This window comes from Streptomyces albus subsp. albus (assembly GCF_000725885.1).
GTDB lineage: Bacteria > Actinomycetota > Actinomycetes > Streptomycetales > Streptomycetaceae > Streptomyces > Streptomyces albus.
In genome coordinates this window covers 13,183-34,751 of the sequence record NZ_JODR01000042.1, presented here as the reverse complement: position 1 = coordinate 34,751, position 21,569 = coordinate 13,183, and the positions used below count along the sequence as shown (strand labels likewise).

Genomic DNA, 21,569 nt, shown 5'->3' with positions numbered 1-21,569 from the left:
GACACCACCCCCCGGGTCATCTGTTCGACAGGGGGCAACAGTCATACCGGGCCCGGAGGCCAGCAGCCCTCTTGCAGGACCGCGAACAACATAACGGGGGGTCGCCCGCGCAGCCCGGCTCGTGGGCGGCGGCCACGAGGGAGGGGGCTGCCCCGGCCCCGCGCACGGCAGTCACCGGTCGGGGGACTGTTCGTTCCCGGCCGCACACGCGAGCACGTCGCAACCGGCCGGGCAGGGCCGAGCGCGGAATGTCATCCGGGCGCGCCGACCGGGTCCACGCCGGTCAACGCGCAACTGGCCTCCCACAGCGCCGCCGCGACGGACGGGTCGGCCAGGTGAGGCCACACCGTCTCTTGACGCGGCTGACCGCGCAGGCCGAAGAAACGTGGTCCCCACACCTGCCCCCCGCGCACCGCGGGGTCGAGCACGGCCCGGACCACCGGCCACGCCCCGGCGTGCTTGCCCTGGACGAACAGCGCGGCCGGTGCCGAGCGCAGCCGTGCCGCGGTGGTCCGTACGTGCACCGGCGGCCGGGACGGCGTCAACGAGTCGAGAGCGCCACCGGGGTGCGCCACCACGCTCGTCACCGTGCTGCCCAGCGCCCGTAGCCGGCGGTCGAGTTCGAGACCGAAGTACATCTGCGCCAGCTTCGACCTCCCGTAGGTGCGTTTGGGCCGGTAGTCGTGCCGGGACTGGAGGTCGGCCAGGTCCAGCCGCTCCGTCTTCGCCGCGAAACTGCCCACGGTCACGACGCGCGCCGCCGGTGCGGCCGACAGCAGCGGCATCAGCCAGTGGGTCAGCGCGAAATGCCCCAGGTGGTTCGTGCCGAACATCAGCTCGTGACCGTCACGGGTCTCCTGGCGCGGCGGATCGTCGAGCGCGACACCGGCGTTGTGGACCACGGCGTCGAGGCGGTCCACCCCCAGCGCGTCCACCGACGGCCCAAGAGACGACGGATCGGCGAGGTCCAGCGGTACGGCACGCACCCGCGCGCCGGGCACCCGGGAGCGGATCGAGCCCAGGGCGGCTTCGGCCCTCGCCGCGCTGCGGCTTCCGAGCACGACGGTCGCTCCGCTCGCGGCGAGCTGTTCGGCGACGAAACAGCCGATGCCCGCGTTGCCGCCGGTGACCAGGAAGACACTTCCCTCGGCGCTCGGCGGACGGCGCACGTCCCAGCGCGGGGCGGAGGACGGATGTGACATGACGGAGGACTCCCTTGCCGGCGTACGGACGGAACGGTCACGGCCGCCCGTGCTCGGAGCGGCCCGCCGGCCACGCTCCCAGTCACGGCCGACACCCCGCCGACAGACTGCCGACGGCCTTCCGCGCGGTCCGACACTCCACCGACGGCGCGCACCCGGCGGAGGACAGCGGCTGTCCCGCGCCGGCGTGAGGACACCGGCTGTCCCGGGGCGGAAAGCCGGCGGCGCGGGAGGAGCCCCGGGGGCACCGGAACGCCGGCGCGCCCGCTCACACGCCGCTGGGCAGGAGCACCTCCAGCACCGTCGGGCCGCCGGGCGGACTGGTCAGGGTGAGGGAACCGTCGTGGGCGGCGACGCGGCGGCGGATACCGGCCAGCCCCGAACCGCCGCCCTCCTCCGCGCCGCCCCGGCCGTCGTCCTCGACACGCAGCCGAAGGTGCCCGCCCCCTCCGCCCACCGTGACGGCGGCCCGGCGGGCACCGCTGTGCTTGGTGACGTTCGACAGCGCCTCGGCCACCACGAAGTAGGCGGTCGCCTCGACGGAGGCGGCGCACCGCCCGGGGGCTTCGACCTCGATTCCGCACGGTACGGCGCAGCTCGTGGCCAGCCCGGTCAGCGCGCCCTCCAGCCCGCGGTCGGCCAGCACGGGCGGCAGGATGCTCCGCGAGACGGTGCGCAGTTCGGCCAGGGCCTGTTCGGCCGCCGACTGGGCCCGCTCCAGCAGCTCGTCGGCGTCCGCCGGGTCACGGGCCACCGTGCGGCGGGCGGCACCCAGCAGGACGGTGACCGTGATCAGCCGGTTCTGGGCGCCGTCGTGCAACGCCCGCTCGATGCGGCGCAGTTCGCTGGCGTGGGCGTCCAGCGCCTCTGCCCGGGTCGCGGTGAGCTCCGCGACGCGCAGTGACAGATCCGTCTCGGGGCCGGCCGTCAGCAGACGCCGGCCGGGACGGGCCTGGAGCCGGGCCATGCCGGGAGCCAGCCCCAGGATGATGGCGGTCCAGCCGATGCCGAGCAGACCCGCGGCGGTGGCATCGACCCAGCTGTGCGCGATGCCCACCCCCACCGAGGTGCTCGACACGCCCTCCGGGACGAAGCTCCACCACAGCGGGAAAGTGGTGTCCCGCAGGGCGAAGAGAGGCAGCACCACGCCGAGCATGCCCAGCACCAGGCCGGACGTGGCGTGCCGGACGAGCCAGCGCAGGACGCGGTGCGTGTCCGGGTCGGCCCAGGCGGTGCCCAACCGCGTGGACAGCGGCCCGGGGCCCACCACTTCGGGCCCCCACCGGCCGAGCCGGTCCCGTTCCCTGCGGGCCACGCCGTGCATCGCGCGCAGCGCGACCGGTGTGAGGTACAGGCCGATGCCGAGCGGGATCGTGACCACCCCCAAGGACAGCAACAGCAGGACGAACAGGGCGAGTGCGGCGGTACCCAGGCCGCCCGCCAGCTGCTCCAGCGCGGTCACCGCGCGGGAAGCCGTCGAGGCGAGTGCGGACGTGAAGCCCGCCTCGCGTCGGCCGCCGGCGGAAAGTCCCGCCTCCGCGCCGGCCGTCTCCGCCCCCGTGCCCTGGCCTGTCGTCATGCCCGCCTCCCCTTCGCCGACACCCCTGTGCCGCCGCGCCCCGCCCGCTGCGCCGTCACGCGGTGGACGGTACAGCCTGCTGTACCAGGACCGACCCGCCCGCGGGATCGGCTCCCGCCGTCCGGTTCCCTATCGTCCGGATGCGGAGTGCGGACGCTGCGTCCGCCGTGCGAAAGGAACCGGGATGCCCGAGAGCGACGCCTACCGTCTCACCCCCGCGAGCGGCGGCCCCGAACACGCCGGGCGCCCCGCACCGGCCGGTCTCCTGCGCGGGGTGCTGTGGGCTCTGCTGGTCCTGAGTGCCACGGCCAACATGGTGGTCTCCGGTATCGGTGTCGCCCCCAGGGTCAACCTGGCCTGCGGACTGGTCACCGCCGCCTGCATCGTCGGCCTCGTCCTCGTGCGGCGGCGCGGACACCGGGAGCCCCGCCCCGCTCCCGGCCCGTACGGCGGCCCCGGGCAGCCCCGCCGCTGAGCCGGGCCGCCGTGGCTGCCCGTGCACGGGCAGCCGGGGCGCCGGCCGGTGCTCAGGCGCGGCGGCGCGCGTCGTCGAGATAGCGGAGCACGGCAGCGACCCGGCGGTCCGTACGGTCGGTGGGGGCCAGACCGAGCTTCGCGAAGATGCTGCGGATGTGCTTGTGCACCGCACCCTCGGTGATCCGCAGCCGCTCGGCGATCGCCGCGTTGCCCAGCCCCTCCGCCATCAGGGCCAGCACGTCGCGCTCGCGGGGGCTGAGCCGGTCCAGGTGGGCGTCGGGCCGGGTGCGGGCGAACAGCTGCGTGACGACCTCCGGGTCGATGGCCGTGCCCCCGTCCGCCACCCGGTGCAGCGCGGTGAGGAACTCCTGGACCCGGCCGACCCGTTCCTTGAGGAGGTAACCGAGCCGGGCGCTGCCCTCCGCCAGCAGCTCGGTGGCGAACGCCTGCTCGACGTAGGCGGACAGGACGAGCACGGCCAGTCCCGGCCGGCTGCGCCTGGCCCGCACCGCCGCCTTGATGCCCTCGTCGGTGTGCGTAGGGGGCATCCGGACGTCGACGATGGCGACATCGGGTCCGTGCGTCTCCACCGCGGCCAGGAACTCCTCGGGCGTCCCGGCCGTGGCCACGACGTCGAAGGACTCCGCACGCAGCAGCAGCGCCAGCCCCTCGCGCAGCAGCGGATCGTCCTCGGCTATCACAACCCGCATGACACGCTCTCTTCCCTGCTGACGGCCCCGGCGTACCGGCCGTCCCGTGCGTCCTCCGCCGGGCCGCACTGCCTGCGCTGCCTGCGCGCCGCCCGGACAGCGACAATAGGGCAACGCCGGTCACCGCTGTGCCGCGGGGCCAAGTAGCGGGCACGCAAAGGAGGTTGCCGCACACGGCAGGTACAGCCTGCTGTACCCCCGGCTTCCCGCTGGCCGGATCGTCCGCCCCGCCGATCGTTCCTAGCGTGCCGCGTCCTCGACGCACGCACGAGCAAGGAGCATGCCGTGACCGATCCCTCCCGTGGCCTCGCGAGGCCCCGGACACCGCGGCCGGCCCGGACCGCCTCCGCCCCGGCCGCCCCGCCCCGCGCCGCCGCGCCCGCCGCCCACCACGGCACGAGGGAGGAGGCATGAGGCCCGTGCGCGCCTGGGGGCACGAGAAGACCGTGCGGCTCGTCCCCGTCCGGGACCCCGGGAGCGGCATCGGGCGGCAGGCGCCCGCCGTGGAGCCGGCGGCCGTCAGCAAGACGTATCCCGGTCGGGTGCGGGCGCTGGACGAGGTGACCCTCACGGTGTCTGCCCACCCGTCGGGCTCTGCGCACCCCGCCCGCACAGGCGCTGGCCCGCACCTGACAGCGGAACCCGAGGCACCACGGGCCCCGGCCGGTTGCGGCCGGGGCCCGTGGTCTGTCACCCGTCCCGGCTGCCGGGCCGGCCTCGCGGTTCCGCGAGGAATTCCGCGGTTGCGTTCCGGGAAGCAGGAAAGCCCACATATTCTTCGTCCGATTGCCCGGCCACCCGTTATCGGATCGGAACTCGAAGGGCCTTATGGAAGATTTTTCTTTGTGTTAACATGTGAAAATCTCGGGTTAAGGTCCTTCGCCGTGAAGAACAACGGACACCCCAGTCGAACGGCTCTCATGTCGGCTGCCGCACGCGCGGCCCATCTCCTCGTCGACGACGCACCTTCGATCTTCGTCGACACCCTGGCGCAGACTTTCCTGGGTGAACGCGCCGAAGAACTCCTCGGCTATCACCGCGCATACGGCAGCTATCCGGTCCTGGCGGGCGCACGGTCGACGGCCGTCACCCGCAGCCGCTACACCGAGGACCGGCTCTCCGAGCTGATCGGCCGGGGACTCGACCAGTACGTGATCCTCGGCGCGGGGCTGGACTCCTTCGCCTACCGCTCGGCACTGGCCGACCGCATACGGGTGTTCGAGGTGGACAAGCCGGCGACCCAGTGCTGGAAGCGGGCCGTGCTGTCGGAGACGGATACGAAGGTGCCGCCGTCCGCCGTTTTCGTCCCCGTCGATTTCGAGAAGGAATCCGCCGACTCGCTGGCCGGTCACCTCGTCCGGGCCGGCTTCGATCCGGCCCGGCCCGCGCTGATCAGCTGGCTCGGGGTCACGATGTATCTCACCCCGGAAGCGATCGGGCAGACGCTGTCGGTCGTCAGTGGCTTCGCGCCCGGCACCGAACTGATCGTGGAGCACCTTCTCCCGGCCGGACTCCGTGACGCGGCGGGTCAGTCGTACGCGGAGCTCGTCATGGCGGCGGCTGCCGAGCAGGGCGAGCCCTGGCGGACCTTCCTGGGCATCGAGGAGATGGACGCCCTCCTGCTCGGACACGGCCTCCGGCCGGTCGAGTACGTGCGGCAACGCGAGACGGTCGACGCCTCGGAATGGGAACGCACCGACGCCCTCCGGCCGTTCGAACTGTCCGTCCTCGCCCGCGCGAGCGTCCCCTCCCGCCGGCTGTAGCGAGCGGTACGCCGGTGCAGGACCGAGTGCGGCTTGTGCTATGGGAGGAATATCGCTCCGGGTATTCACACGTGCGCGTGGTTTGGACGATTAGCTGCCTCCGCCTTCCCGTCAGGGAGGCTTCAATTGAGCGCCGGCATCACGATCCCGGATCCTCAAGGAGGAAAGCGTGACCACTTCGCAGCGCGTCCGGATTTCCCTGGCGGCGGTCCTCACCGCCGCCTCGCTGAGCCTCCCCGTCTCGACCGCGTCGGCGTACGAAGCCCTCGGTCCTGCGGTGGTCCTCAAGAGCTACACTGCCAAGGTCAAATGCTCGAAGATCAGGCTCAGCGACAACAACGCGGTCGGCTTCGTGTTCGGTACGGGGCGGGGCAGGACGAAGCCCGCGGCGGTCGCAGCCGCGAAGAAGAACGCGAACGACAGTGTCGGCAGGGGATACCGAGCCAAGCACTGCCGCACGATCAGCGTCCATTAGGCCGTCATCCGGGAGAACAGGAGCCCCCGTGAACGCCGTCAGAATCTCGCTCTACGAATTGCGCATCGGCGTGTTCGCCAGTGCCGAGGAGCTTTCCAGCGTGACCGCGTCCGTACGGAAACGCCTCTCCGAACTGGTGCCGCAGCGGGAGGAAGCGGCGGCGGAATGGGTGCTGAAGACCGCGGGAGCGAGCGAACTGGCCGCTCCCGGCCTGGACGACGAGATGACCGTCCGGGAACTGTACGCCGAGCTCCCCGAGCAGTGGCAGGTGGAGCACCCGGGGCAGTCACCGGACGGTCGCGCGGTCCATGAGCTGCGCATCGGTGTCTCCGGCGACCCGGAGAACGCCGGCGAACTGCTCGACCAGTTGACGGCGACCCTGTGCCCGGAGATCGAGCACTCGGGCCCCTGCCCCGTCCCCTGGTCGGCCGACTTCACACTCCCCGACGACGAGGAACAACGCGCCTTCCTCACCGCTCAGTACGGCACTCTGCCGCACTGAGCGGCTGTCGCGGCACAGCCTCTTCGAGTCGCTTCCCGCGACGGCCCGAGCAGCGCATGAGACTGCCGGCCCCCGCCGTCACCCGGCGGGGGCCGGCAGCCTATGCGCGGCTGCGGCCCGAGGCGTCGGAAGCACTGTTCCCGGGCCTCCGTTCCCGTACCGGCAGCGAGGGGAGCGCTGTACGGCACTCAGCGGGCAGGGCACGGGGCCGGGCGCCCGGCCAGCCGCCCGAACGGTGGTCACCGCGAGGTGTTCCGTCACCTGAGCGGGCACACGTGGCCCATGGATCAGACCCCCGGTGCGCAGACGAACCGTTCCTCCCCCCTACGGCAGGCCCTCACCACCCCGCTCCTGTACTTCTTCATCCTCGGCGACGTCCTGGGAGCGGGGGCCTACGTCCTGGTGGGCCAGGTCGCGGCCGAATCCGGGCCGGCGGTGTGGCTGCCGCTGACCGCGGCACTGTGCCTCGCCCTGCTGACGGCGGCGTCCTACGCGGAGCTGGCCACCCGTTCCCCGCGCGCCGGGGGCGCCGCCCACTACGCCGCCCTCGCCTACGGCCCGTTCGTCGGCTTCCTCGCCGGATTCTGCATGCTGGCCGCCGGGGTGGTGTCGGTGGGGGCGCTGACGCGTGGCTTCGCCGGTGATTACCTCACCGAGTTCGTCTCGCTGCCCGTCGCCCTGGTCGCGCTCGTGTTCCTGGCCGCGCTCGCCCTGCTCAACCTGCGCGGTATCAGCGCCTCCACCCGCGCCAACGCCGTCGCCACCGGCATCGAGGTCGGCGGCCTGCTCCTCGTCATCGCGCTCGGCGCCTGGGTGCTGGCACGCGGCGACGGGGACCCGCGACGGCTGGCCGACGTGGGCACGGTCCACCACGGCCCGGTCGCCGCGGTACTCGGCGGAGCCGTGCTGGCCTACTACTCGTTCGTCGGCTTCGAGACGTCCGTCAACGTGGCCGAGGAGACCCGCGATCCACGGCGCTCCTACCCGCGCGCCCTGTTCGGCGCGCTGCTGACGGCCGGGCTGGTGTACCTGCTGGTCGGCTGCGTCGCCGCGGCGGCCGTACCGGCGCACACGCTGGTGCACAGCAGCGGCCCGCTGCTGGAGGTGGTCCGGGAGGCCGGCGGGGTGCCGCCGCGTCTCTTCAGCGTGGTGGCGCTGGTCGCCGTGGCCAACGGCGCGCTGCTCACCGGCATCATGGCCTCCCGCCTCGCCTTCGGGATGGCACGTGACGGGCTGCTGCCGGGCGTCCTGTCCCGGGTGCTGCCCGGACGCCGTACGCCGTGGGTCGCCGTCGTCGCCACCACGGCCCTGTCCCTGCTTCTCGCCCTGACCGGCAGTGTCGCCGTGCTCGCCTCCACCCTGGTGCTCCTGCTGCTGGTGGTCTTCTTCCTGGTGAACACCGCCGCGCTGGTGCTGCGGCGCAGGCCGGCCGAGCGTGACCACTTCCGCACCCCGGCGGTGGTGCCCGTGCTCGGTGCCGTCTCCTGTGTGCTGCTGGCCACTCAGGTCGAGGCGGAGGTGTGGCTGCGCGGCGCCGCCGTACTGGCCGTCGGCCTCGTCCTGGCCGTCGTCGCCGCCCTGCGCCGCCGGGCGGGCCGGCGCCCCGAGCCGGAACGGAAGACCCCCGGCCGGCACCCGGAGGTGGTGGGGCCGGGACCGGACGCCGCGGCGAAGGACCGGCACGCCGCCGAGCAGGGCAGGGGCGCGGTGGCGCAGGGCGGTGATGCCGTCGAGCAGGGCAGGGGCGCGGCGGTGCCGCTGGATGACCCGTGGGACGGGCCGCGGTGACCGGAGCGGTCCGACGGGGGAGCCGCGGCGGCCTCGCGACACCCGGCGCCGCCGGCAGGAACGGCAGACGGCCGGGGCGCGCCATGCGCCTGCCCCGCCGTGAGCAGGCCGCTGACGGGTGGTCCGAGCCGTGCGGTCCCGTGCGGCGGCCCGGACGTAGGGTGGCAGGGTGTTCGACTCCCGGGACTTCGACCTGGCGCCGTACGCGGACTGCGACGCGGACGGGCTCGTGCGGCACACCTACTGCAGCTGGCAGACCGCGGGCTGGCGGTCGATGCTCGTGCAGTGCTTCACCCACGCCCGGGAGGCCGAGTCGTTCCCGCTGCCCGGGGTGTCCGACCTGCACCTGGTGCTGTGCACCGGCGGGGACACCACGATGCGGGTGCGCAGTGGCGGAAGAGCGACCCGGCGGCGCTGGGTCCCCGGCCGCCTGGAACTGATGGTGCCCGGCCACGCGACCGTGCGCAGCTACCGCGCGACGTCCACCCTGAGCACCGTCCAGGTTCACATCCCGCGGGCCACGGTGGACCGGACAGCGGGCGAACTGGGCGGCGGCGCCCCCGACTTCGAAGCGATCCGGGACCGTGTCGCCGCGGGCGACACGGTCGTCGAGCAGATCATGCGTGCCCTGCCCGCGGCCGGAGGTGCCGACGACCTGTACGCGGAATCGGCCGCCGCGTTCCTCGTCACGCATCTGCTGACGGGCGGCCGGGACCACCGCGCACCGGGCCCCGAGCGCGCGGCCGTCCGCGCGGGCATCGCGCTGATGCGGCAGCGGCTGGCCGACCCGTTGACCCTGGCCGAGATCGCCGCCGAAGCGCACCTGAGCGTCTACCACTTCATCCGTGTCTTCCGTGCGGCAACCGGCCAGACCCCGTACCGGTATCTGACGCGGCTGAGGATCGAGCGGGCACAGGAGTTGCTCACCACCACCGATCTCCCCTTGGCGCAGATCGCCCAGCGCTGCGGTTTCGCGAGCCCCGGCAGCCTGTCCTCGGCGTTCCTGGCACACGTCGGCGTCCGGCCCTCGGCGTACCGCAGGATCGTGTAGACGGGTGAGCAATCTGGCGCATCGCCCTCCCCGCACGGCCGACCTAGCGTGGCGCCATGCCCTACAGCTACACCGTCACCGCACATTCGCTCGCGCCCCCCGAAGCAGTCTTCTCGCTGCTCGTCCGTCCGTCCACCTGGCCGTTGTGGTCACCGATCGACGCCGCCGAGACCGAGGGCGGCGGTGATCCGGGGGAGCGGCAGGGGGTCGGTGACACCCGGGTCTTCCGCACCGGCCGGTCCGTCTCCCGGGAACGCGTCGTCGAACTGGTCGCCGACCGGCTGTTCGGCTACGAGAACCTGGGCGCGCCGTTCCGGTTCTACCGGGGCACCGTCGAACTCGCCGAGGCTCCGCAGGGCGGCACCGACCTCACCTGGTCGGGGCGCTTCGAGCCCAAGCCCCGTTTCACCGGGCGGTTCTGGCAGTGGTATCTGACCCGCTTCATGCAGCGCATGGCGGACGGCCTGGCCGCGTACGCCGCAGCGGAGGAGCGCCGGGCCGGGGCCGGCTGACCGCGGGGAGGTCCTGTACCGGGTGGCCGCCCCGCTGCTTCCGTCCGGCCCTCCGGGGCGCCCACGTGCAGCACGTGGGCGCCCCGCCCGACGGCCAGATCCGGACGATCCGTGCCGCGGCCAACTCCGGCGAACCCGGGCACCCCGGCCCGGTCGCCGGCGCCCGGGCCACCGGGCCCACGGGGCGAAGGGCATACGAGCACAAGCGCGGACCCGGCCGCGGCGACCGGCCCCGGCCACCCGCCACGGCACGGCCACCGGCACGGTCGCTGGTCGTCGCGGGGGCGTGACGCGCGACGGGCCTGCCGCGCCCGTCGCCGGTCCTCCGGAGCCGCGCGCGGGCGACACCTCCTGGATCCGCCGGCGCCGGCCGCCGCACCCTGCCGGTGCACCCGCACATGCTCGTGCAGCGTGGCCGAGTCACCCCACTGTCCGCAGGTGAGCGGGGCCACGAGGCGCTAATTCGGCCGCGTGCTGGATACCTGCACCTTATGAACACACATGACCGCAAACGTGAGACTCGGCAGATGATGGACGCGGTGACCGCGGGAGCCGGTGGAGCGATGACCGACGAGGTCGGCGTCATCACCGGCGACCTGACGGTGTGCACCGTTCTCCTGCCCGACAGGCGCGCCGACATCACGGTCCAGTACACCGGCGCCGACGAGTGGTACACCCTCACCGGCAGCCCCGCCCCGCTGCCTCCCGGCGGTCTGGCTGCGCTTCACTTCGACATCCTCGACCGCATCCGCGGCGAAGGCCCCGCACAGGCTCCGCACTGACCCGGGGCAGCCCCTTCCGATGCCGTCGCCGGCATGGCAACCCACGCCGCCGTGCCGGCCGCCGGAGCCGCCGCTCGACGGGCATGGCCGGCGCCCCGCGTCCCGGCCCCCGACCCGGGGCCGGCCTGCCCACGGAGTACGCCGTGGCGGAGCGGCTTCACCCCTGCGCGGGATGAGGTGCTGTCCGGCCGCTCCGCCACCGATCACGGTGATGGAGCGGTTCCTCGTCCAGCGTCGCGAAGTCCCCGCTCCGGACTCGCGCGGTCCCCTTCCGTTTCGCGTAGCCGCGCCCCTACGCCGACGGCAGCGCTCCAGGGGCTGTTCGCGCCCGTCGGCGCCGATGAACCGGTGCACCCGCTCGCCCTCGTCGCCCCTCGTCGAACGCGTCCAACGGGTCGAACGCGATGAGCGCGACGAAAACAACGAGTGCGACGAGCGCGACGACGTCTCGGCCAGAAGGGGGCGCAGCGCGAGCCGTTCGGTCTCGATCACCTGGTGTCCCCCTCCAGCTGTCACAGCATGGCGCCGAGTGATCGGTGATGTGCGGGCTCTTGACACCCGTATTGGTCTGGACCAACTTGACGGGTGTCCCGCTCTTCCACCCCCCACCACCCCCTACACCGGAGGAAGCCGTGGCTCCTTCCCGTTTCCGTTCGCGCCCCGGCCGACGCAGAGGCCGTCTCCGTGCCTCCCTCGCGGCAGGTGTCCTCGCAGCCGTGGGACTGTTCGCATCCCCCGTCACCGAGTCCGCCGCCGCACCCGCCCCTGGGGCGTCCACCGGCGCAGCAATCCCCGAACACGCGCTGGTCGGCTATCTGCACACCAGCTTCGCCAACGGGTCCGGCTACACGCGGCTCGCGGACGTCCCGGACAGCTGGGACATCATCGACCTCGCCTTCGGAGAGCCGACCTCCCCGACGTCCGGCGACATACGCTTCAGTCTCTGTCCGCGGTCCGAATGTCCGAACGTGGAGACGAAGGACGAGTTCAAAGCCGCCGTCAAGGCCAAACAGGCCCAGGGCAAGAAGGTCCTCATCTCCATCGGCGGCCAGAACGGCCAAGTGCAGCTGAGCACGACAGCCGCCCGCGACAAATTCGTCTCCTCCGTCTCGGCGATCATCGACGAGTACGGTCTCGACGGCCTAGACATCGATTTAGAGGGGCACTCGCTCTCGCTGAACGCGGGCGACACCGATTTCCGGAACCCCAGGACACCGGTGATCGTGAACCTGATCTCCGCCGTCAAGACCCTCAAGGCAAAGTACGGTCAGGACTTCGTCCTCACGATGGCCCCCGAGACGTTCTTCGTCCAACTCGGCTATCAGCGCTACGGTTCCGGCCAATGGGGCGGCGACCCGCGCGCGGGTGCCTATCTCCCCGTCATCCACGCGCTGCGGAACGAGCTGACACTGCTGCATGTCCAGGACTACAACTCGGGCCCGGTCATGGGGCTCGACAACCAGTACCACCAAATGGGCGGCGCCGACTTCCACATCGCCATGACGGACATGCTGCTCACCGGATTCCCGGTCGGCGGCAACACGGGAAACATCTTCCCCGCACTGCCCCCGGAGAAGGTCGCCATCGGCATGCCCGCCTCCCCGCTCGCCGGCAACGGACACGTTCCGCCCGGTGAGGTGAACAAAGCCCTCAACTGTCTGACCAAGGGCACCGACTGCGGCTCCTACCGCCCGCACGGCACCTGGCCCGCCCTGCGCGGACTGATGACCTGGTCGATCAACTGGGACGGCTTCAACAACCGGGAGTTCTCCAGGAACTTCGACCAGTATTGGTGAGCATTCCGGCGCGGAGCCGCGACCGGAGCAGCAGCCGCGACCGGAGCAGGGGCGCAGTGGCGCCCATGCCCGGGCAGTGGTTCCGGGGCACGGCGTCCCTGGAAGCACGAAGGCGGGCGGTGCGGGCCGGCCAGGGCGCCAGCCCGGTCGGCCCGCACCGCCTCCGCCGCTCGCTGTCAGCCGTTGTCGTCGCTGGCCGGCTTGGGCAGGCCGTCGTCCAGGACGATGCGGATGGTCTCGCCCTGGGCCGCGACATCGGTGAGCTGGTCGGCGATGCGGTCGTAGAACAGCGTCGCCAGAGGCCAGTCGCCGTCGTCCAGCGCCGGAACGGAGTCACGGGTCTTCCACAGCTCGATCAGCAGGGCGATGAGGGCCCGACCGGAGAGGACGGTCCGGATCCGTCCCCCCTTCAGCTCCTCCACCTGGGGCGCGGTGCGGAAGTGCCGGTGGCGGGCGGCCTGCACGAGGAGCCATTCCCAGGCGTCGCGGTGAGCGAGCAGTTCCGCCTGTGCGACGCCCGCGGCCCGGAGCAGTACGACGCCATGGGTGACCTGCGGGCTCTCGGCCGTGTCCGTGTCCGCGCCATCCTGGGAAGCTGGGGACGCGGCCGGGGAAACCGCCGGGGACGGCGCCTTGGCGCGGCGGTAGGCCGCCTCGATCGCCTGCTTCAACTCATGCTGGTCCTGGCGGCCTTCGTCCCCGGATTCGGGCCGCTGCGCGGAGTCCTCCATGGGTTCCCCCCTCCGGCCGGAGCCGGGGTCGGTGTGCTGGTGCTCTTCGATTGCCGGAGCCGGAGCCGGAGCCGGAGCCGGAGCCGGAGCCGGAGCCGGAGCCGGAGCCGGAGCCGGCTCGGCTTCCGCCGGTTCCGCGGGGTCGTCGGCGCGGGTTTCGGCGGAATGCTCCGCTCCGCCGTCCCCGGCCGGGTCCTCATCGCCCGCGGGTGCGCCGGCCTCGGGCGGCAGGGCGGCGCGTAAGGCGTCCGCCAGGTCCCGGAGTTCTTCGCGCGCCGTGCGCAGCTCCTCGAGCGCCTGTTGATGGCGTCGGTCGGCTTCGCAGTTCTTCTCCTGCAATCCGGCCACGCACGTCTGTACGAATTTTTCGATTTCCAGGCGGCTTTCCGTAATCTTCCCGCGCAGCGCGGTCAAACCGACCCTCGGGTCGTCGAGACGCTCCAGCCGTTCGTGCGCAGCACCGAGTTCTTCGAACGTTTCTCTGAACTCGCGCAGTTCTTTGACCGCATCGGCGAACTCCTGTTTGCGCGGCACCTGACCCCCTGATCGTTCCGAGCGTGTGACCGCTGCAACCTCCCCATGCAGTGCTCATACGACGCGGCGTTTTTCGGCCTCCTTCCGGCGTCGCGCGGGTATTCCTGGCGGACGGAACACGGGGACGCGGAAACCGCCCGACGGAAGGCGGAGGAACCGTTGTGCGGAATACCACGGGTGCGGTGCCCGGCCGCACTATCCCCCCGGCCCGCCCGGTCGATCATGGTTGGTAGCCTCCCGGGATGACTGCGACGTTCGACGAAGCCGTCCGCGCTCGACTGCTGGCCCCCCACATCTGGTACGTCGGCACCGTGTGCGCAGACGGTGCACCGCAGGTCAGCCCGATGTGGGTGGACCTGGAGGGAGAGAACGGACTGACGTTCAACACCTCGGTGGGCCGGGTGAAGGAGGAGAACCTGCGCCGCGACCCCCGTGTCTACCTCTCCCACGCGGATGCCACCGATCCTTTCGACAGAGTGCAGATCAGCGGTGTGGTCGACCGCTTCATCGAGGGGGAGGAGGCGCACGACCGGATGGACCGGCTGGCCCGCAAGTACCTGGGCAGCGAGCGCTTCGAGTGGATCATGCCCGGGGAGCAGCGGGTCGCGGTGATCGTGCGCCCGGTCAAGGTCCGGCACATCGTCGGGGTGGAGCGGTTCCGGCCCGGCGGCCCGGTCCCCGCTTCCTGACCGGCACGCCCGCGTGCTGCCCGACCGGACCGCGCGGGCCCGGCGCAGCCCCGCGCCTGTCCGGCCGCACCGGGCCCGTGCCGTGCCGCGGACCGCGGCAGCCACCCCCACCGGTACGGTCCGGCGGGGGACTGGCAGGATCCCAGGCGTGCTCGTATGGATGCGCTCCGCCCCGCGCCCGGTGGCGGCAACCGTCTGTGTCATCGCGGCCGGGCTTCTCCTCGTCGGCGCCGTCACACACATCGCCGACCTCTTGCGGCACGGCCTGGCGCCTTACGCCTGGGCGCCTGCGTGGCTCAACCTCTACTGGTCCGCGCTGGCGCTCCTCGATCCCCTTGCCGCCGTGCTCCTTCTCGGCGGCAGGCGACGGGGCTCGGACCTGGCCTGCGGCATCATGATCACCGACGTCGCGGCCAACTGGTACGCGGTCCACGGCATCCAGCACAGCAGCCTCGCCGCCCAGCCGGGCCTCCAGCGCTTGCTCGCCTTCGCCGCCCTCGTCCTGATGACGGCACCGCTCATCCGACGGCACCTCCCGAACCGGGGGCTGTCGCGAAAGTGCGCGGGCGCACCACCCCCACCCAGTGCCGCATGCTGCGCGCCGAACGTGACCGCCTCGCGGACAGGGGCGAGGAAATGACCCACACGCTGCGCCGACTCGACCAGCTCATCACAGCCGCCGACAACCGCGGCGGGACGGCGCACAACCACTCGTCGAGGGCTGCGACCGGCACGGCCGCCTCGTAGCGGACGGCGAGTGATCAGCCGCCCCGCGAGCGCCCCAGCCATCACAACGCCGGCCATCTGGCCCGGGATTGCGCCTATGCTCGGCTCGTGCAGCCGTTTTCCCGTCGCAGCAATCCGCTGATCGCCGCGTTCCCGGCCGAGCTCGCGAGCGACACCGAGGCGGTCTGGTCGGTGATGCCCGACTCCGGGCTCTCGCCGCATGCCCCGTTCCAGGTGACGGTCGAAGGCCGGCAGGTTCTGATTCCCCAGCGTCTCTACAACGACGAGCCGTCAGCCGAGGAGGTGGCGTCGCTCTCGCCGCGCCAACAACGGCTTCTGCACTGCCTGTACTCAAGGCACTGCGACGGCATGGTCAGGCAACGCCACCTGGAGAAGGTCGTTGGTTCCGCGGACCCATGGGTCATCCCCTTCGTCGTGCAACTCGTCGGCGAGTACGTCGTGGAGATCCTTGTCGTCATCCGCGACGAGCTTCGCGATCTCGCGACACCCGGCAGCCGCCGCCTCGCCTACGGGCAGTTCCTCGTGGACAACCCTGCCTTCTTCGCGCGCACCCAGCGGCGGGTCGTGAGCTACTGGAACTGCTACTACCGGGGAACTTACGCGAGTTTCGGGGGATACCCGGGATGCACGGTCCTCGGCCTCCTCCGGTCCGCCGCCTCCGACAGAGCAGGACGTCGCTGGCCCAGCCTCGCCCCAGCCGGCGGCAGGACGGACGGCTACTGCTGAGGGACAGGGGCAGCGGCGCACCACTGGTACGCGGTACGGTGCGCTGATGCCAGAGATCAAGAAGTTCCAAGTGACCTTCGACTGCGCGGAACCCGAGCGTCTCGCCCGCTTCTGGTGTGAAGTGCTGGGGTACGTCATGCCGCCGCCTGCGGGGTTCACGACCTGGGACGATTTCAACAGCACCCTGCCCCCTGAGCAGCAGGGGTCATGGTCCGCCTGCAGTGATCCCTCGGGCGTGGGCCCGCGCCTGTATTTCCAGCGCGTCCCCGAAGGCAAGACGGCCAAGAACCGGGTGCATCTCGACGTGCGGGTCGGTACCGGGCTCGTGGGGGACGAGCGTCTCGCAGCGCTCGAGGCCGAGTGCGCGCGACTGGTCGCGCTCGGTGCGACCCACGTGCGAACGCTGTACGCCGATGAGGAAAACGAGTCCTGCATCCCGATGCTGGACATCGAGGGCAACGAGTTCTGTATCGACTGAACATTCGTCGAGCCGGGCAGCCGCCTTCCTCGGTCCTCTCCGCACTCGTACGCAACCGTTCCGGCCGCCGGGCAGCGGCCGGCCCGCCGTCCACGAACAGCACGGCAACCAGCAGGAGCTGGTCCTCCGGCAGCACGCGGACCTCGCGGGCCGGGTCTGCTTCCTTACGCCGCCACCCGGTGATGAGCCTGTCGAACGGACCTGACTCAGCCCGGTGAACGGCGCTGTCCGGGAGGGCTCCGACGCCGTGATCACATCGGGGGCGAGAGGATCGTTGCCCCCGCGGCCAGCAGTTGCGGGCTCCTCAGGGGACGAGAACGATCTTTCCCCGGGCGTGGCCGGTCTCGCTCAGCTCGTGTGCGGCTGTCGCGTTCTCCAGGGTGAAGACGGCAGCGACGGGCACGGTGAAGCGGCCCTGCTGGGCGAGAGCGGCGGCCACGGCGAGGCCGTCGAGCGCCTGGGGGTCCGTGCCGGGGCCGCCGCCTCCCGTGCGCGAGAGGTGGACTCCGTGTTCCGCTGCGTTCAGGTCGGCGATCGTGACGACCCGGTCGGGGCTTTCCGCGATGGCCAGCAGATCGGGCAGTGAGCCGGAGCCGGCGCAGTCCAGGACGGCGTCGACGCCGTCCGGTGCCAGCACGGTGACCCGGTCGACCAGCCCGGGGCCGTAGGTGGTAGGAGTCGCCCCCAGCCCGGTGAGGAACGCGTGGTTGTGTGCGCCGGCTGTGCCGAGGACGCGGGCGCCGCGGGCCGTCGCGAGCTGGACGGCCACCGTGCCGACCCCGCCCGCCGCGCCCTCGATCAGCAGGGTCGTGCCAGCGGTGACCTTCAGCCGGTCGAGGGCGCGCGTGGCGGTCTCGATGTTCCCGGCTGCGGCGGCCTGCTCCCAGCTCAGCGCGTCCGGCTTCGGGGCCCAGGCCGTCAGGACGGCGTACTCGGCGTTCGCGCCCCCGTGTCCGGTGAGATCGACGAGGCCGAAGACCGCGTCGCCCGGCCGGACCCCGCGGACGCCCGGGCCGACCTCGTCGACCACCCCTGCGGCGTCCATGCCGGGCACGTGCGGCAGGGGCAGCGGGATCATGCCGCGGAACCGGCCCGCACGCAGGTAACAGTCGGCCGGAGTGACGCCGGAGGCCTTCACCGCTATCCGGATGCGGCCCGGTCCCGGGTGCGGTTCGGGTATGTCGGCGACCTTGAGGACGCTCGCGGGACCGTATGCGGAGAATTGCAGTGCTCTCATGACGCCGGACGCTAACGGAACACCCCGTCCGGTTGGCTAAAGTGAGAGCGATGACGAACCGATTGCCTCATCTGCTGCGCTCGGATGCGCGGGACAACCGCGAGCGCATCCTGGCCGTTGCCCGCTCGGTGTTCGCCGAGCAGGGGCTGGATGTGGCGATGCGTGAGATCGCCCGGCGAGCCGAGGTCGGCCCCGCGACCCTCTACCGGCACTTCCCGGCCAAGGAGGAACTGGTCACCGAGGTGTTCGCCGAGCAGATGGCAGCCTGCACCGCCATCGTCGACGAGGGACTCGCAGACCCGGATCCCTGGCACGGTTTCTGCCGGATGATCGAGAAAGTGTGTGAACTGCACGCGAGTGACCGCGGCTTCACCGCCGCGTTCGTCTCCGCCTTCCCCCGCGCGGCCGACTTCGCCGCGGCCCGGCAGCGGGCCCTGGGCAAGGTCGCCGAACTCGCCCGCCGGGCCAAGGCGGCGGGAAAGCTCCGCCCGGACTTCGTCGTGGACGACCTGATCATGATGCTCATGGCCAACGGCGGCATCCGGGCCACATCGCCGGCCGCCACGGTGGCCGCGTCGCAGCGCTTCGCCGCACTGCTCATCCAGGGCATGCGGGCCGAGCCGGCCGTCGTGCCGCTGCCCCCTGCGGTCAGGTTGCCGCTGACGGCCGTGATCTAGGTTTTCTCTTCCGGACGACTCCCGCGTGCGGCAGATCACCCTGGTGCGGCACGCTGTGGCGTGGCGAGGTCAGACGCGGAGCAGGCCGGTCGAGACGGTCCAGAGGCGCCGGGCGGTGGCGGGGTCGAGCGCCCATTCCTTGACACCATGCGGGTGCTGTGCGAGGTCGGCGTCGTTCGGCACGGTGTAGGCCTCTTGTGCATCGTCGAGGTAGTGGCCTCCGGAGTGGGCGAACTCGGGGGCGACGGCCGCGACGATGCTGGTGGCGGCTCCCTGTTCGACCGTTTTGTACGTGAAGACTCCGGCGGCCTCGGCCGCGTCGAGCGATGCCTTCTGTTCCGGTGAGAAGTTCCGTTGCAGTCCCGTCGCGATGCCGCCGGGGTTCACCGCATTGGCGACGATGCCGTCGGCAGCCCAGAGGCGGGTCGCCTCGACGGCGAAGAGGGAGTTCGCCGTCTTCGACTGGGCGTAGGCGATCTGCGGGTCGTAGCCGCGGCGCTCGAAGTGGAGGTCGTCGAAGTCGATGCCGGACCGCATGTGCGCCGTCGAACTGACCGAGACGATCCGTGCTCCGTCGCGGTCCGCCGCTCCCCGGGCCAGGGCGTGGTGCAGGCCGGTGGCCAGCGCGAAGTGGCCGAGATGATTCGTCGCGAATTGCAGCTCCCAGCCTTCACGCGTGCGTTCGAGGCCGCCGGTGACCACGCCGGCGTTGTTGATCAGCAGGTGCAGCGGGCCGCTCCACGCCTCGACGAACCGTGTGACGGTGGCCCTGTCGGCGAGGTCGAGCCGGACGACGCGGGGCCGGATTCGCCCGGTCGACCTGCCGATCGTCTCGGCGACGGCGTCACCCGCACTCGTGTTCCGGACGGCGAGGGTCACCTCCGCCCCGGCGGCGGTCAGCGCACGAGCCGTTTCGACCCCGAGTCCGGAGGAGGCTCCCGTCACGACAGCGCGGACGCCGGTGAGGTCGATGTCCCGCAGTACCTCCTCCGCGGTGGTGGAGGAGGTGAAGGGCGTGCAGATGAGTTTGCGAGTGTCCATGGCGGCTGACTATACGCACTAAACAGAATTTGTATAGTTCGTCTTCCCTCGTATGCTCGTTCCATGAGCAGTCCCGACTCCGGCCACCCGCCGTCGACAGTCGCCGATACCGACCGCCGGACCATGGTTCTGGAGTCCGCCATGGCCACGTTCGCGCGATTCGGATACCGGAAGACCTCGATGGAGGAGGTGGCGCGGGCGGCGCGGATCTCCCGGCCCGGGCTCTACTTCCTCTTTTCCTCGAAGGAGGCGCTGTTCCGTGCCGCGGTCACCCAGGCCCTGGAGCACGACATCACCGCGGTCGAACAGGTCTTGGCCGACAGGGGCCGCCCCCTTGCGGAGCGCCTCGTCGAAGCGTTCGACCAGTGGGCCGGCCGCTATATCGGCCCGCTGGCGTCCGATGTCGCGACGGTTGCCGAGGACAATCCCGACCTGCTCGGGGAGATCACCGAGACCGCACCGCGACGTTTCGAGGAACTGATCACAGATGCGATCGCCGTCGAGTCGGGACGAGAGGAGGCCCTCCCCGTCGCGCAGACGATGATCAGCGCATCGATCGGCATCAAGCATCAGGCCACGTCCCGGGAGTTCTATCTCGAACGACTGGCGGTCGCCATCGGTCTCCTGGTGCGCTGAAGACACGTGACCGCTCCACATGGGCGAGGGAGTGTGAGCGGCGTCTCTTTCCGGCGGCACTGCCGAGCCGTCCGAGGCGCATGGCGAGTTATAGTCACAAGGTCGCGAAAAACGATGTTCCGCCGGGTCCGCCCGCAAAACATCGCTCGTACATCGATGCAGATGGTTCTGATCGGTGAGCGTCTCCATGCCGGGGCCGGGCAGCACGTCCGCTTTCGGCGCTGACCGTCGCCGGCGCGTGCCGGCGCAACACAGGAGCGCACCATGCGGAAGACCATCGCCGTTGTCGGAGCAGGACTGGGCGGGCTCACGCTCGCGCGGGTCCTCCAAGCCCACGGCGTCGCTGCGACGATCTACGAGGGCGAGGCATCGGCGCAGACCCGTGACCAGGGCGGCCTGCTCGACATCCACGTGGAGACCGGGCAGGTCGCACTGCGCGCAGCCGGTCTGTACGACGGGTTTCTCGCTCTGGTCCGCCCGGGCGAGGACGCCAAGCGTGTCGTTGACCGCCACGGGACGGTTCTGCTCGACAAGCCCGCGGACCCCTGCTCGGCCCGCCCCGAGGTGGACCGCGGTGAACTACGGCGTCTGCTCATCGACTCACTGGAGCCCGGGACGATCAGGTGGGGGCACAAGCTCACCTCCGTCCGGCGCCGCGCGGAGGGCGGCTGCGAACTCACCTTCGCGAAAGGTTCCACCACGCGCGCCGACATCGTCGTCGGCGCGGACGGTGCCTGGTCGAAGGTGCGCCCGCTGCTCACCACCGCCAAGCCTCGCTACAGCGGAACCTGCTTCGTCGAAATCGCTCTCGCCCCGGGCGGCCGGGACCGCCGGGAGAGCGTGGCGGCGATCGGCAGCGGCACGCTCATGGCGGTCGAGCCCGGCAAGGGCATCATCGCCCACCGCTACGCCGACGGGAGCGTGCGCGGATACGCAGCGCTGAACAAGCCCGAGGAGTGGATGAGGTCGATCGACTTCGGCGACCTGTCCAGGGGCCTCCGTCGCGTCGCCGACGAGTTCGCCGGCTGGTCGCCGCTCCTCACCGCCTTCGTGACACGGAGCGACGCCGAACCGTTGCTCCGGCCCATCCACGCCCTGCCCGCCGGGCTCACCTGGGACAGGGTGCCCGGCGTGACGCTCGTCGGCGACGCCGCGCATCTGATGTCGCCCTTCGCCGGTGAAGGCGCGAACCTCGCCATGTACGACGGGGCTGACCTGGCGCGCAAGCTGGTCGAGCAACCCGACACCGAACTCGCGCTCACCGCCTACGAGGAGCGGCTGTTCCCGCGCAGCGGCGACGCCGCCCGCCGCTCGGCGAAGAACCTGGAGATTTTCTTCGGCCGGGAAGCACCGCAGAGCGTGGTCACGCTGTTCGCTCACCCCTGACCCGTACAGGGGACCGGGGCGCGGCCACCGCATGGTCACCGCGGAACTCC

Annotated in this window: 22 protein-coding genes; 16 read left to right on the top strand and 6 right to left on the bottom strand. The window is 71.7% G+C overall.

Annotation, left to right across the window (positions count from 1 at the left end):
- Positions 1–251 precede the first annotated feature (251 nt).
- Positions 252–1,202: an SDR family NAD(P)-dependent oxidoreductase gene (locus tag IO40_RS0131555; RefSeq protein ID WP_016471235.1), complete on the bottom strand. Its 951-nt coding sequence runs from the start codon at positions 1,200–1,202 to the stop codon at positions 252–254.
- Positions 1,203–1,470: 268 nt separating this feature from the next.
- Positions 1,471–2,781, bottom strand: coding sequence for a sensor histidine kinase (locus IO40_RS0131550; protein ID WP_016471236.1), 1,311 nt, complete (start codon positions 2,779–2,781; stop codon positions 1,471–1,473).
- A gap of 184 nt (positions 2,782–2,965) precedes the next feature.
- Here IO40_RS0131550 and IO40_RS34395 point away from each other — a divergent pair, with 184 nt between their 5' ends.
- Positions 2,966–3,256 carry a hypothetical protein gene (locus tag IO40_RS34395; protein WP_016471237.1) on the top strand — a complete coding sequence of 97 codons (291 nt, stop codon included), beginning with the start codon at positions 2,966–2,968 and terminating at the stop codon, positions 3,254–3,256.
- 52 nt (positions 3,257–3,308) lie between these two features.
- Here the strand turns inward: IO40_RS34395 and IO40_RS0131540 are convergent, their stop codons facing one another.
- Entirely contained in the window at positions 3,309–3,968 is a 660-nt protein-coding gene (locus tag IO40_RS0131540; protein ID WP_016471238.1) for a response regulator transcription factor, read from the bottom strand.
- A 920-nt stretch (positions 3,969–4,888) separates the two neighbouring features.
- Between IO40_RS0131540 and IO40_RS0131535 the strand changes: the two genes are divergently transcribed.
- From IO40_RS0131535 to IO40_RS0131495, 8 genes are all read left to right on the top strand, one after another.
- A complete protein-coding gene (locus tag IO40_RS0131535) occupies positions 4,889–5,731 on the top strand; it encodes a class I SAM-dependent methyltransferase (protein ID WP_031027640.1) in 843 nt (280 codons plus the stop codon).
- A gap of 169 nt (positions 5,732–5,900) precedes the next feature.
- Positions 5,901–6,206, top strand: a complete 306-nt coding sequence (locus IO40_RS0131530; protein WP_016471241.1) for a hypothetical protein — start codon at positions 5,901–5,903, stop codon at positions 6,204–6,206.
- 28 nt (positions 6,207–6,234) lie between these two features.
- The gene (locus tag IO40_RS35145; protein WP_016471242.1) at positions 6,235–6,708 is read left to right on the top strand and encodes a hypothetical protein; all 474 of its coding nucleotides are present in this window, start codon (positions 6,235–6,237) and stop codon (positions 6,706–6,708) included.
- A 282-nt stretch (positions 6,709–6,990) separates the two neighbouring features.
- Entirely contained in the window at positions 6,991–8,496 is a 1,506-nt protein-coding gene (locus IO40_RS0131520; RefSeq protein ID WP_016471243.1) for an APC family permease, read from the top strand.
- A gap of 169 nt (positions 8,497–8,665) precedes the next feature.
- On the top strand, positions 8,666–9,547 hold the full coding sequence (locus IO40_RS0131515) for an AraC family transcriptional regulator (protein WP_016471244.1): 882 nt from the start codon (positions 8,666–8,668) through the stop codon (positions 9,545–9,547).
- Between the two features lie 56 nt (positions 9,548–9,603).
- Positions 9,604–10,059 carry an SRPBCC family protein gene (locus IO40_RS0131510; RefSeq protein WP_016471245.1) on the top strand — a complete coding sequence of 152 codons (456 nt, stop codon included), beginning with the start codon at positions 9,604–9,606 and terminating at the stop codon, positions 10,057–10,059.
- A 527-nt stretch (positions 10,060–10,586) separates the two neighbouring features.
- Positions 10,587–10,841 (top strand): hypothetical protein, encoded by a 255-nt coding sequence (locus IO40_RS0131500; RefSeq protein ID WP_016471246.1) that lies wholly within the window; start codon positions 10,587–10,589, stop codon positions 10,839–10,841.
- Positions 10,842–11,473: 632 nt separating this feature from the next.
- A complete protein-coding gene (locus IO40_RS0131495) occupies positions 11,474–12,637 on the top strand; it encodes a chitinase (RefSeq protein WP_078659844.1) in 1,164 nt (387 codons plus the stop codon).
- Positions 12,638–12,813: 176 nt separating this feature from the next.
- Here IO40_RS0131495 and IO40_RS37835 read toward each other — a convergent pair whose 3' ends face one another.
- Positions 12,814–13,902 (bottom strand): hypothetical protein, encoded by a 1,089-nt coding sequence (locus IO40_RS37835; RefSeq protein WP_031176591.1) that lies wholly within the window; start codon positions 13,900–13,902, stop codon positions 12,814–12,816.
- 242 nt (positions 13,903–14,144) lie between these two features.
- Between IO40_RS37835 and IO40_RS0131485 the strand changes: the two genes are divergently transcribed.
- The 4 genes from IO40_RS0131485 to IO40_RS0131465 all read left to right on the top strand — a co-directional run bounded on the left by IO40_RS0131485 (position 14,145) and on the right by IO40_RS0131465 (position 16,542).
- Positions 14,145–14,591 carry a TIGR03618 family F420-dependent PPOX class oxidoreductase gene (locus tag IO40_RS0131485; protein ID WP_016471249.1) on the top strand — a complete coding sequence of 149 codons (447 nt, stop codon included), beginning with the start codon at positions 14,145–14,147 and terminating at the stop codon, positions 14,589–14,591.
- A gap of 148 nt (positions 14,592–14,739) precedes the next feature.
- Entirely contained in the window at positions 14,740–15,231 is a 492-nt protein-coding gene (locus IO40_RS35140) for a hypothetical protein (protein WP_063831000.1), read from the top strand.
- Between the two features lie 194 nt (positions 15,232–15,425).
- Positions 15,426–16,064, top strand: a complete 639-nt coding sequence (locus tag IO40_RS0131470) for a hypothetical protein (RefSeq protein ID WP_016471251.1) — start codon at positions 15,426–15,428, stop codon at positions 16,062–16,064.
- A 46-nt stretch (positions 16,065–16,110) separates the two neighbouring features.
- The gene (locus tag IO40_RS0131465; RefSeq protein ID WP_016471252.1) at positions 16,111–16,542 is read left to right on the top strand and encodes a VOC family protein; all 432 of its coding nucleotides are present in this window, start codon (positions 16,111–16,113) and stop codon (positions 16,540–16,542) included.
- A gap of 304 nt (positions 16,543–16,846) precedes the next feature.
- On the opposite strand, the gene IO40_RS0131460 is transcribed toward IO40_RS0131465, so the two are convergent.
- Positions 16,847–17,779: an NADP-dependent oxidoreductase gene (locus IO40_RS0131460; RefSeq protein WP_031027618.1), complete on the bottom strand. Its 933-nt coding sequence runs from the start codon at positions 17,777–17,779 to the stop codon at positions 16,847–16,849.
- Positions 17,780–17,829: 50 nt separating this feature from the next.
- Between IO40_RS0131460 and IO40_RS0131455 the strand changes: the two genes are divergently transcribed.
- Positions 17,830–18,456 carry a TetR/AcrR family transcriptional regulator gene (locus tag IO40_RS0131455; protein ID WP_016471254.1) on the top strand — a complete coding sequence of 209 codons (627 nt, stop codon included), beginning with the start codon at positions 17,830–17,832 and terminating at the stop codon, positions 18,454–18,456.
- A 69-nt stretch (positions 18,457–18,525) separates the two neighbouring features.
- Here IO40_RS0131455 and IO40_RS0131450 read toward each other — a convergent pair whose 3' ends face one another.
- Positions 18,526–19,497 carry an SDR family NAD(P)-dependent oxidoreductase gene (locus IO40_RS0131450; protein ID WP_016471255.1) on the bottom strand — a complete coding sequence of 324 codons (972 nt, stop codon included), beginning with the start codon at positions 19,495–19,497 and terminating at the stop codon, positions 18,526–18,528.
- Between the two features lie 63 nt (positions 19,498–19,560).
- Here IO40_RS0131450 and IO40_RS0131445 point away from each other — a divergent pair, with 63 nt between their 5' ends.
- Both IO40_RS0131445 and IO40_RS0131440 read left to right on the top strand, forming a co-directional pair.
- Positions 19,561–20,133 carry a TetR/AcrR family transcriptional regulator gene (locus tag IO40_RS0131445; protein WP_030405542.1) on the top strand — a complete coding sequence of 191 codons (573 nt, stop codon included), beginning with the start codon at positions 19,561–19,563 and terminating at the stop codon, positions 20,131–20,133.
- Between the two features lie 264 nt (positions 20,134–20,397).
- A complete protein-coding gene (locus tag IO40_RS0131440; RefSeq protein ID WP_016471257.1) occupies positions 20,398–21,519 on the top strand; it encodes an FAD-dependent oxidoreductase in 1,122 nt (373 codons plus the stop codon).
- The last annotated feature ends 50 nt before the right edge of the window (positions 21,520–21,569 follow it).

What these genes read in the sequence shown, in the direction of transcription:
- IO40_RS0131555 (WP_016471235.1), bottom strand. Translation starts at nt 1,202, where the DNA reads ATGTCACATCCGTCCTCCGCCCCGCGCTGGGACGTGCGCCGTCCGCCG.
- IO40_RS0131550 (WP_016471236.1), bottom strand. Translation starts at nt 2,781, where the DNA reads ATGACGACAGGCCAGGGCACGGGGGCGGAGACGGCCGGCGCGGAGGCG.
- IO40_RS34395 (WP_016471237.1), top strand. Translation starts at nt 2,966, where the DNA reads ATGCCCGAGAGCGACGCCTACCGTCTCACCCCCGCGAGCGGCGGCCCC.
- IO40_RS0131540 (WP_016471238.1), bottom strand. Translation starts at nt 3,968, where the DNA reads ATGCGGGTTGTGATAGCCGAGGACGATCCGCTGCTGCGCGAGGGGCTG.
- IO40_RS0131535 (WP_031027640.1), top strand. Translation starts at nt 4,889, where the DNA reads ATGTCGGCTGCCGCACGCGCGGCCCATCTCCTCGTCGACGACGCACCT.
- IO40_RS0131520 (WP_016471243.1), top strand. Translation starts at nt 6,991, where the DNA reads ATGGATCAGACCCCCGGTGCGCAGACGAACCGTTCCTCCCCCCTACGG.
- IO40_RS0131510 (WP_016471245.1), top strand. Translation starts at nt 9,604, where the DNA reads ATGCCCTACAGCTACACCGTCACCGCACATTCGCTCGCGCCCCCCGAA.
- IO40_RS0131500 (WP_016471246.1), top strand. Translation starts at nt 10,587, where the DNA reads ATGATGGACGCGGTGACCGCGGGAGCCGGTGGAGCGATGACCGACGAG.
- IO40_RS0131485 (WP_016471249.1), top strand. Translation starts at nt 14,145, where the DNA reads ATGACTGCGACGTTCGACGAAGCCGTCCGCGCTCGACTGCTGGCCCCC.
- IO40_RS0131465 (WP_016471252.1), top strand. Translation starts at nt 16,111, where the DNA reads ATGCCAGAGATCAAGAAGTTCCAAGTGACCTTCGACTGCGCGGAACCC.
- IO40_RS0131460 (WP_031027618.1), bottom strand. Translation starts at nt 17,779, where the DNA reads ATGAGAGCACTGCAATTCTCCGCATACGGTCCCGCGAGCGTCCTCAAG.
- IO40_RS0131455 (WP_016471254.1), top strand. Translation starts at nt 17,830, where the DNA reads ATGACGAACCGATTGCCTCATCTGCTGCGCTCGGATGCGCGGGACAAC.
- IO40_RS0131450 (WP_016471255.1), bottom strand. Translation starts at nt 19,497, where the DNA reads ATGGACACTCGCAAACTCATCTGCACGCCCTTCACCTCCTCCACCACC.
- IO40_RS0131445 (WP_030405542.1), top strand. Translation starts at nt 19,561, where the DNA reads ATGAGCAGTCCCGACTCCGGCCACCCGCCGTCGACAGTCGCCGATACC.
- IO40_RS0131440 (WP_016471257.1), top strand. Translation starts at nt 20,398, where the DNA reads ATGCGGAAGACCATCGCCGTTGTCGGAGCAGGACTGGGCGGGCTCACG.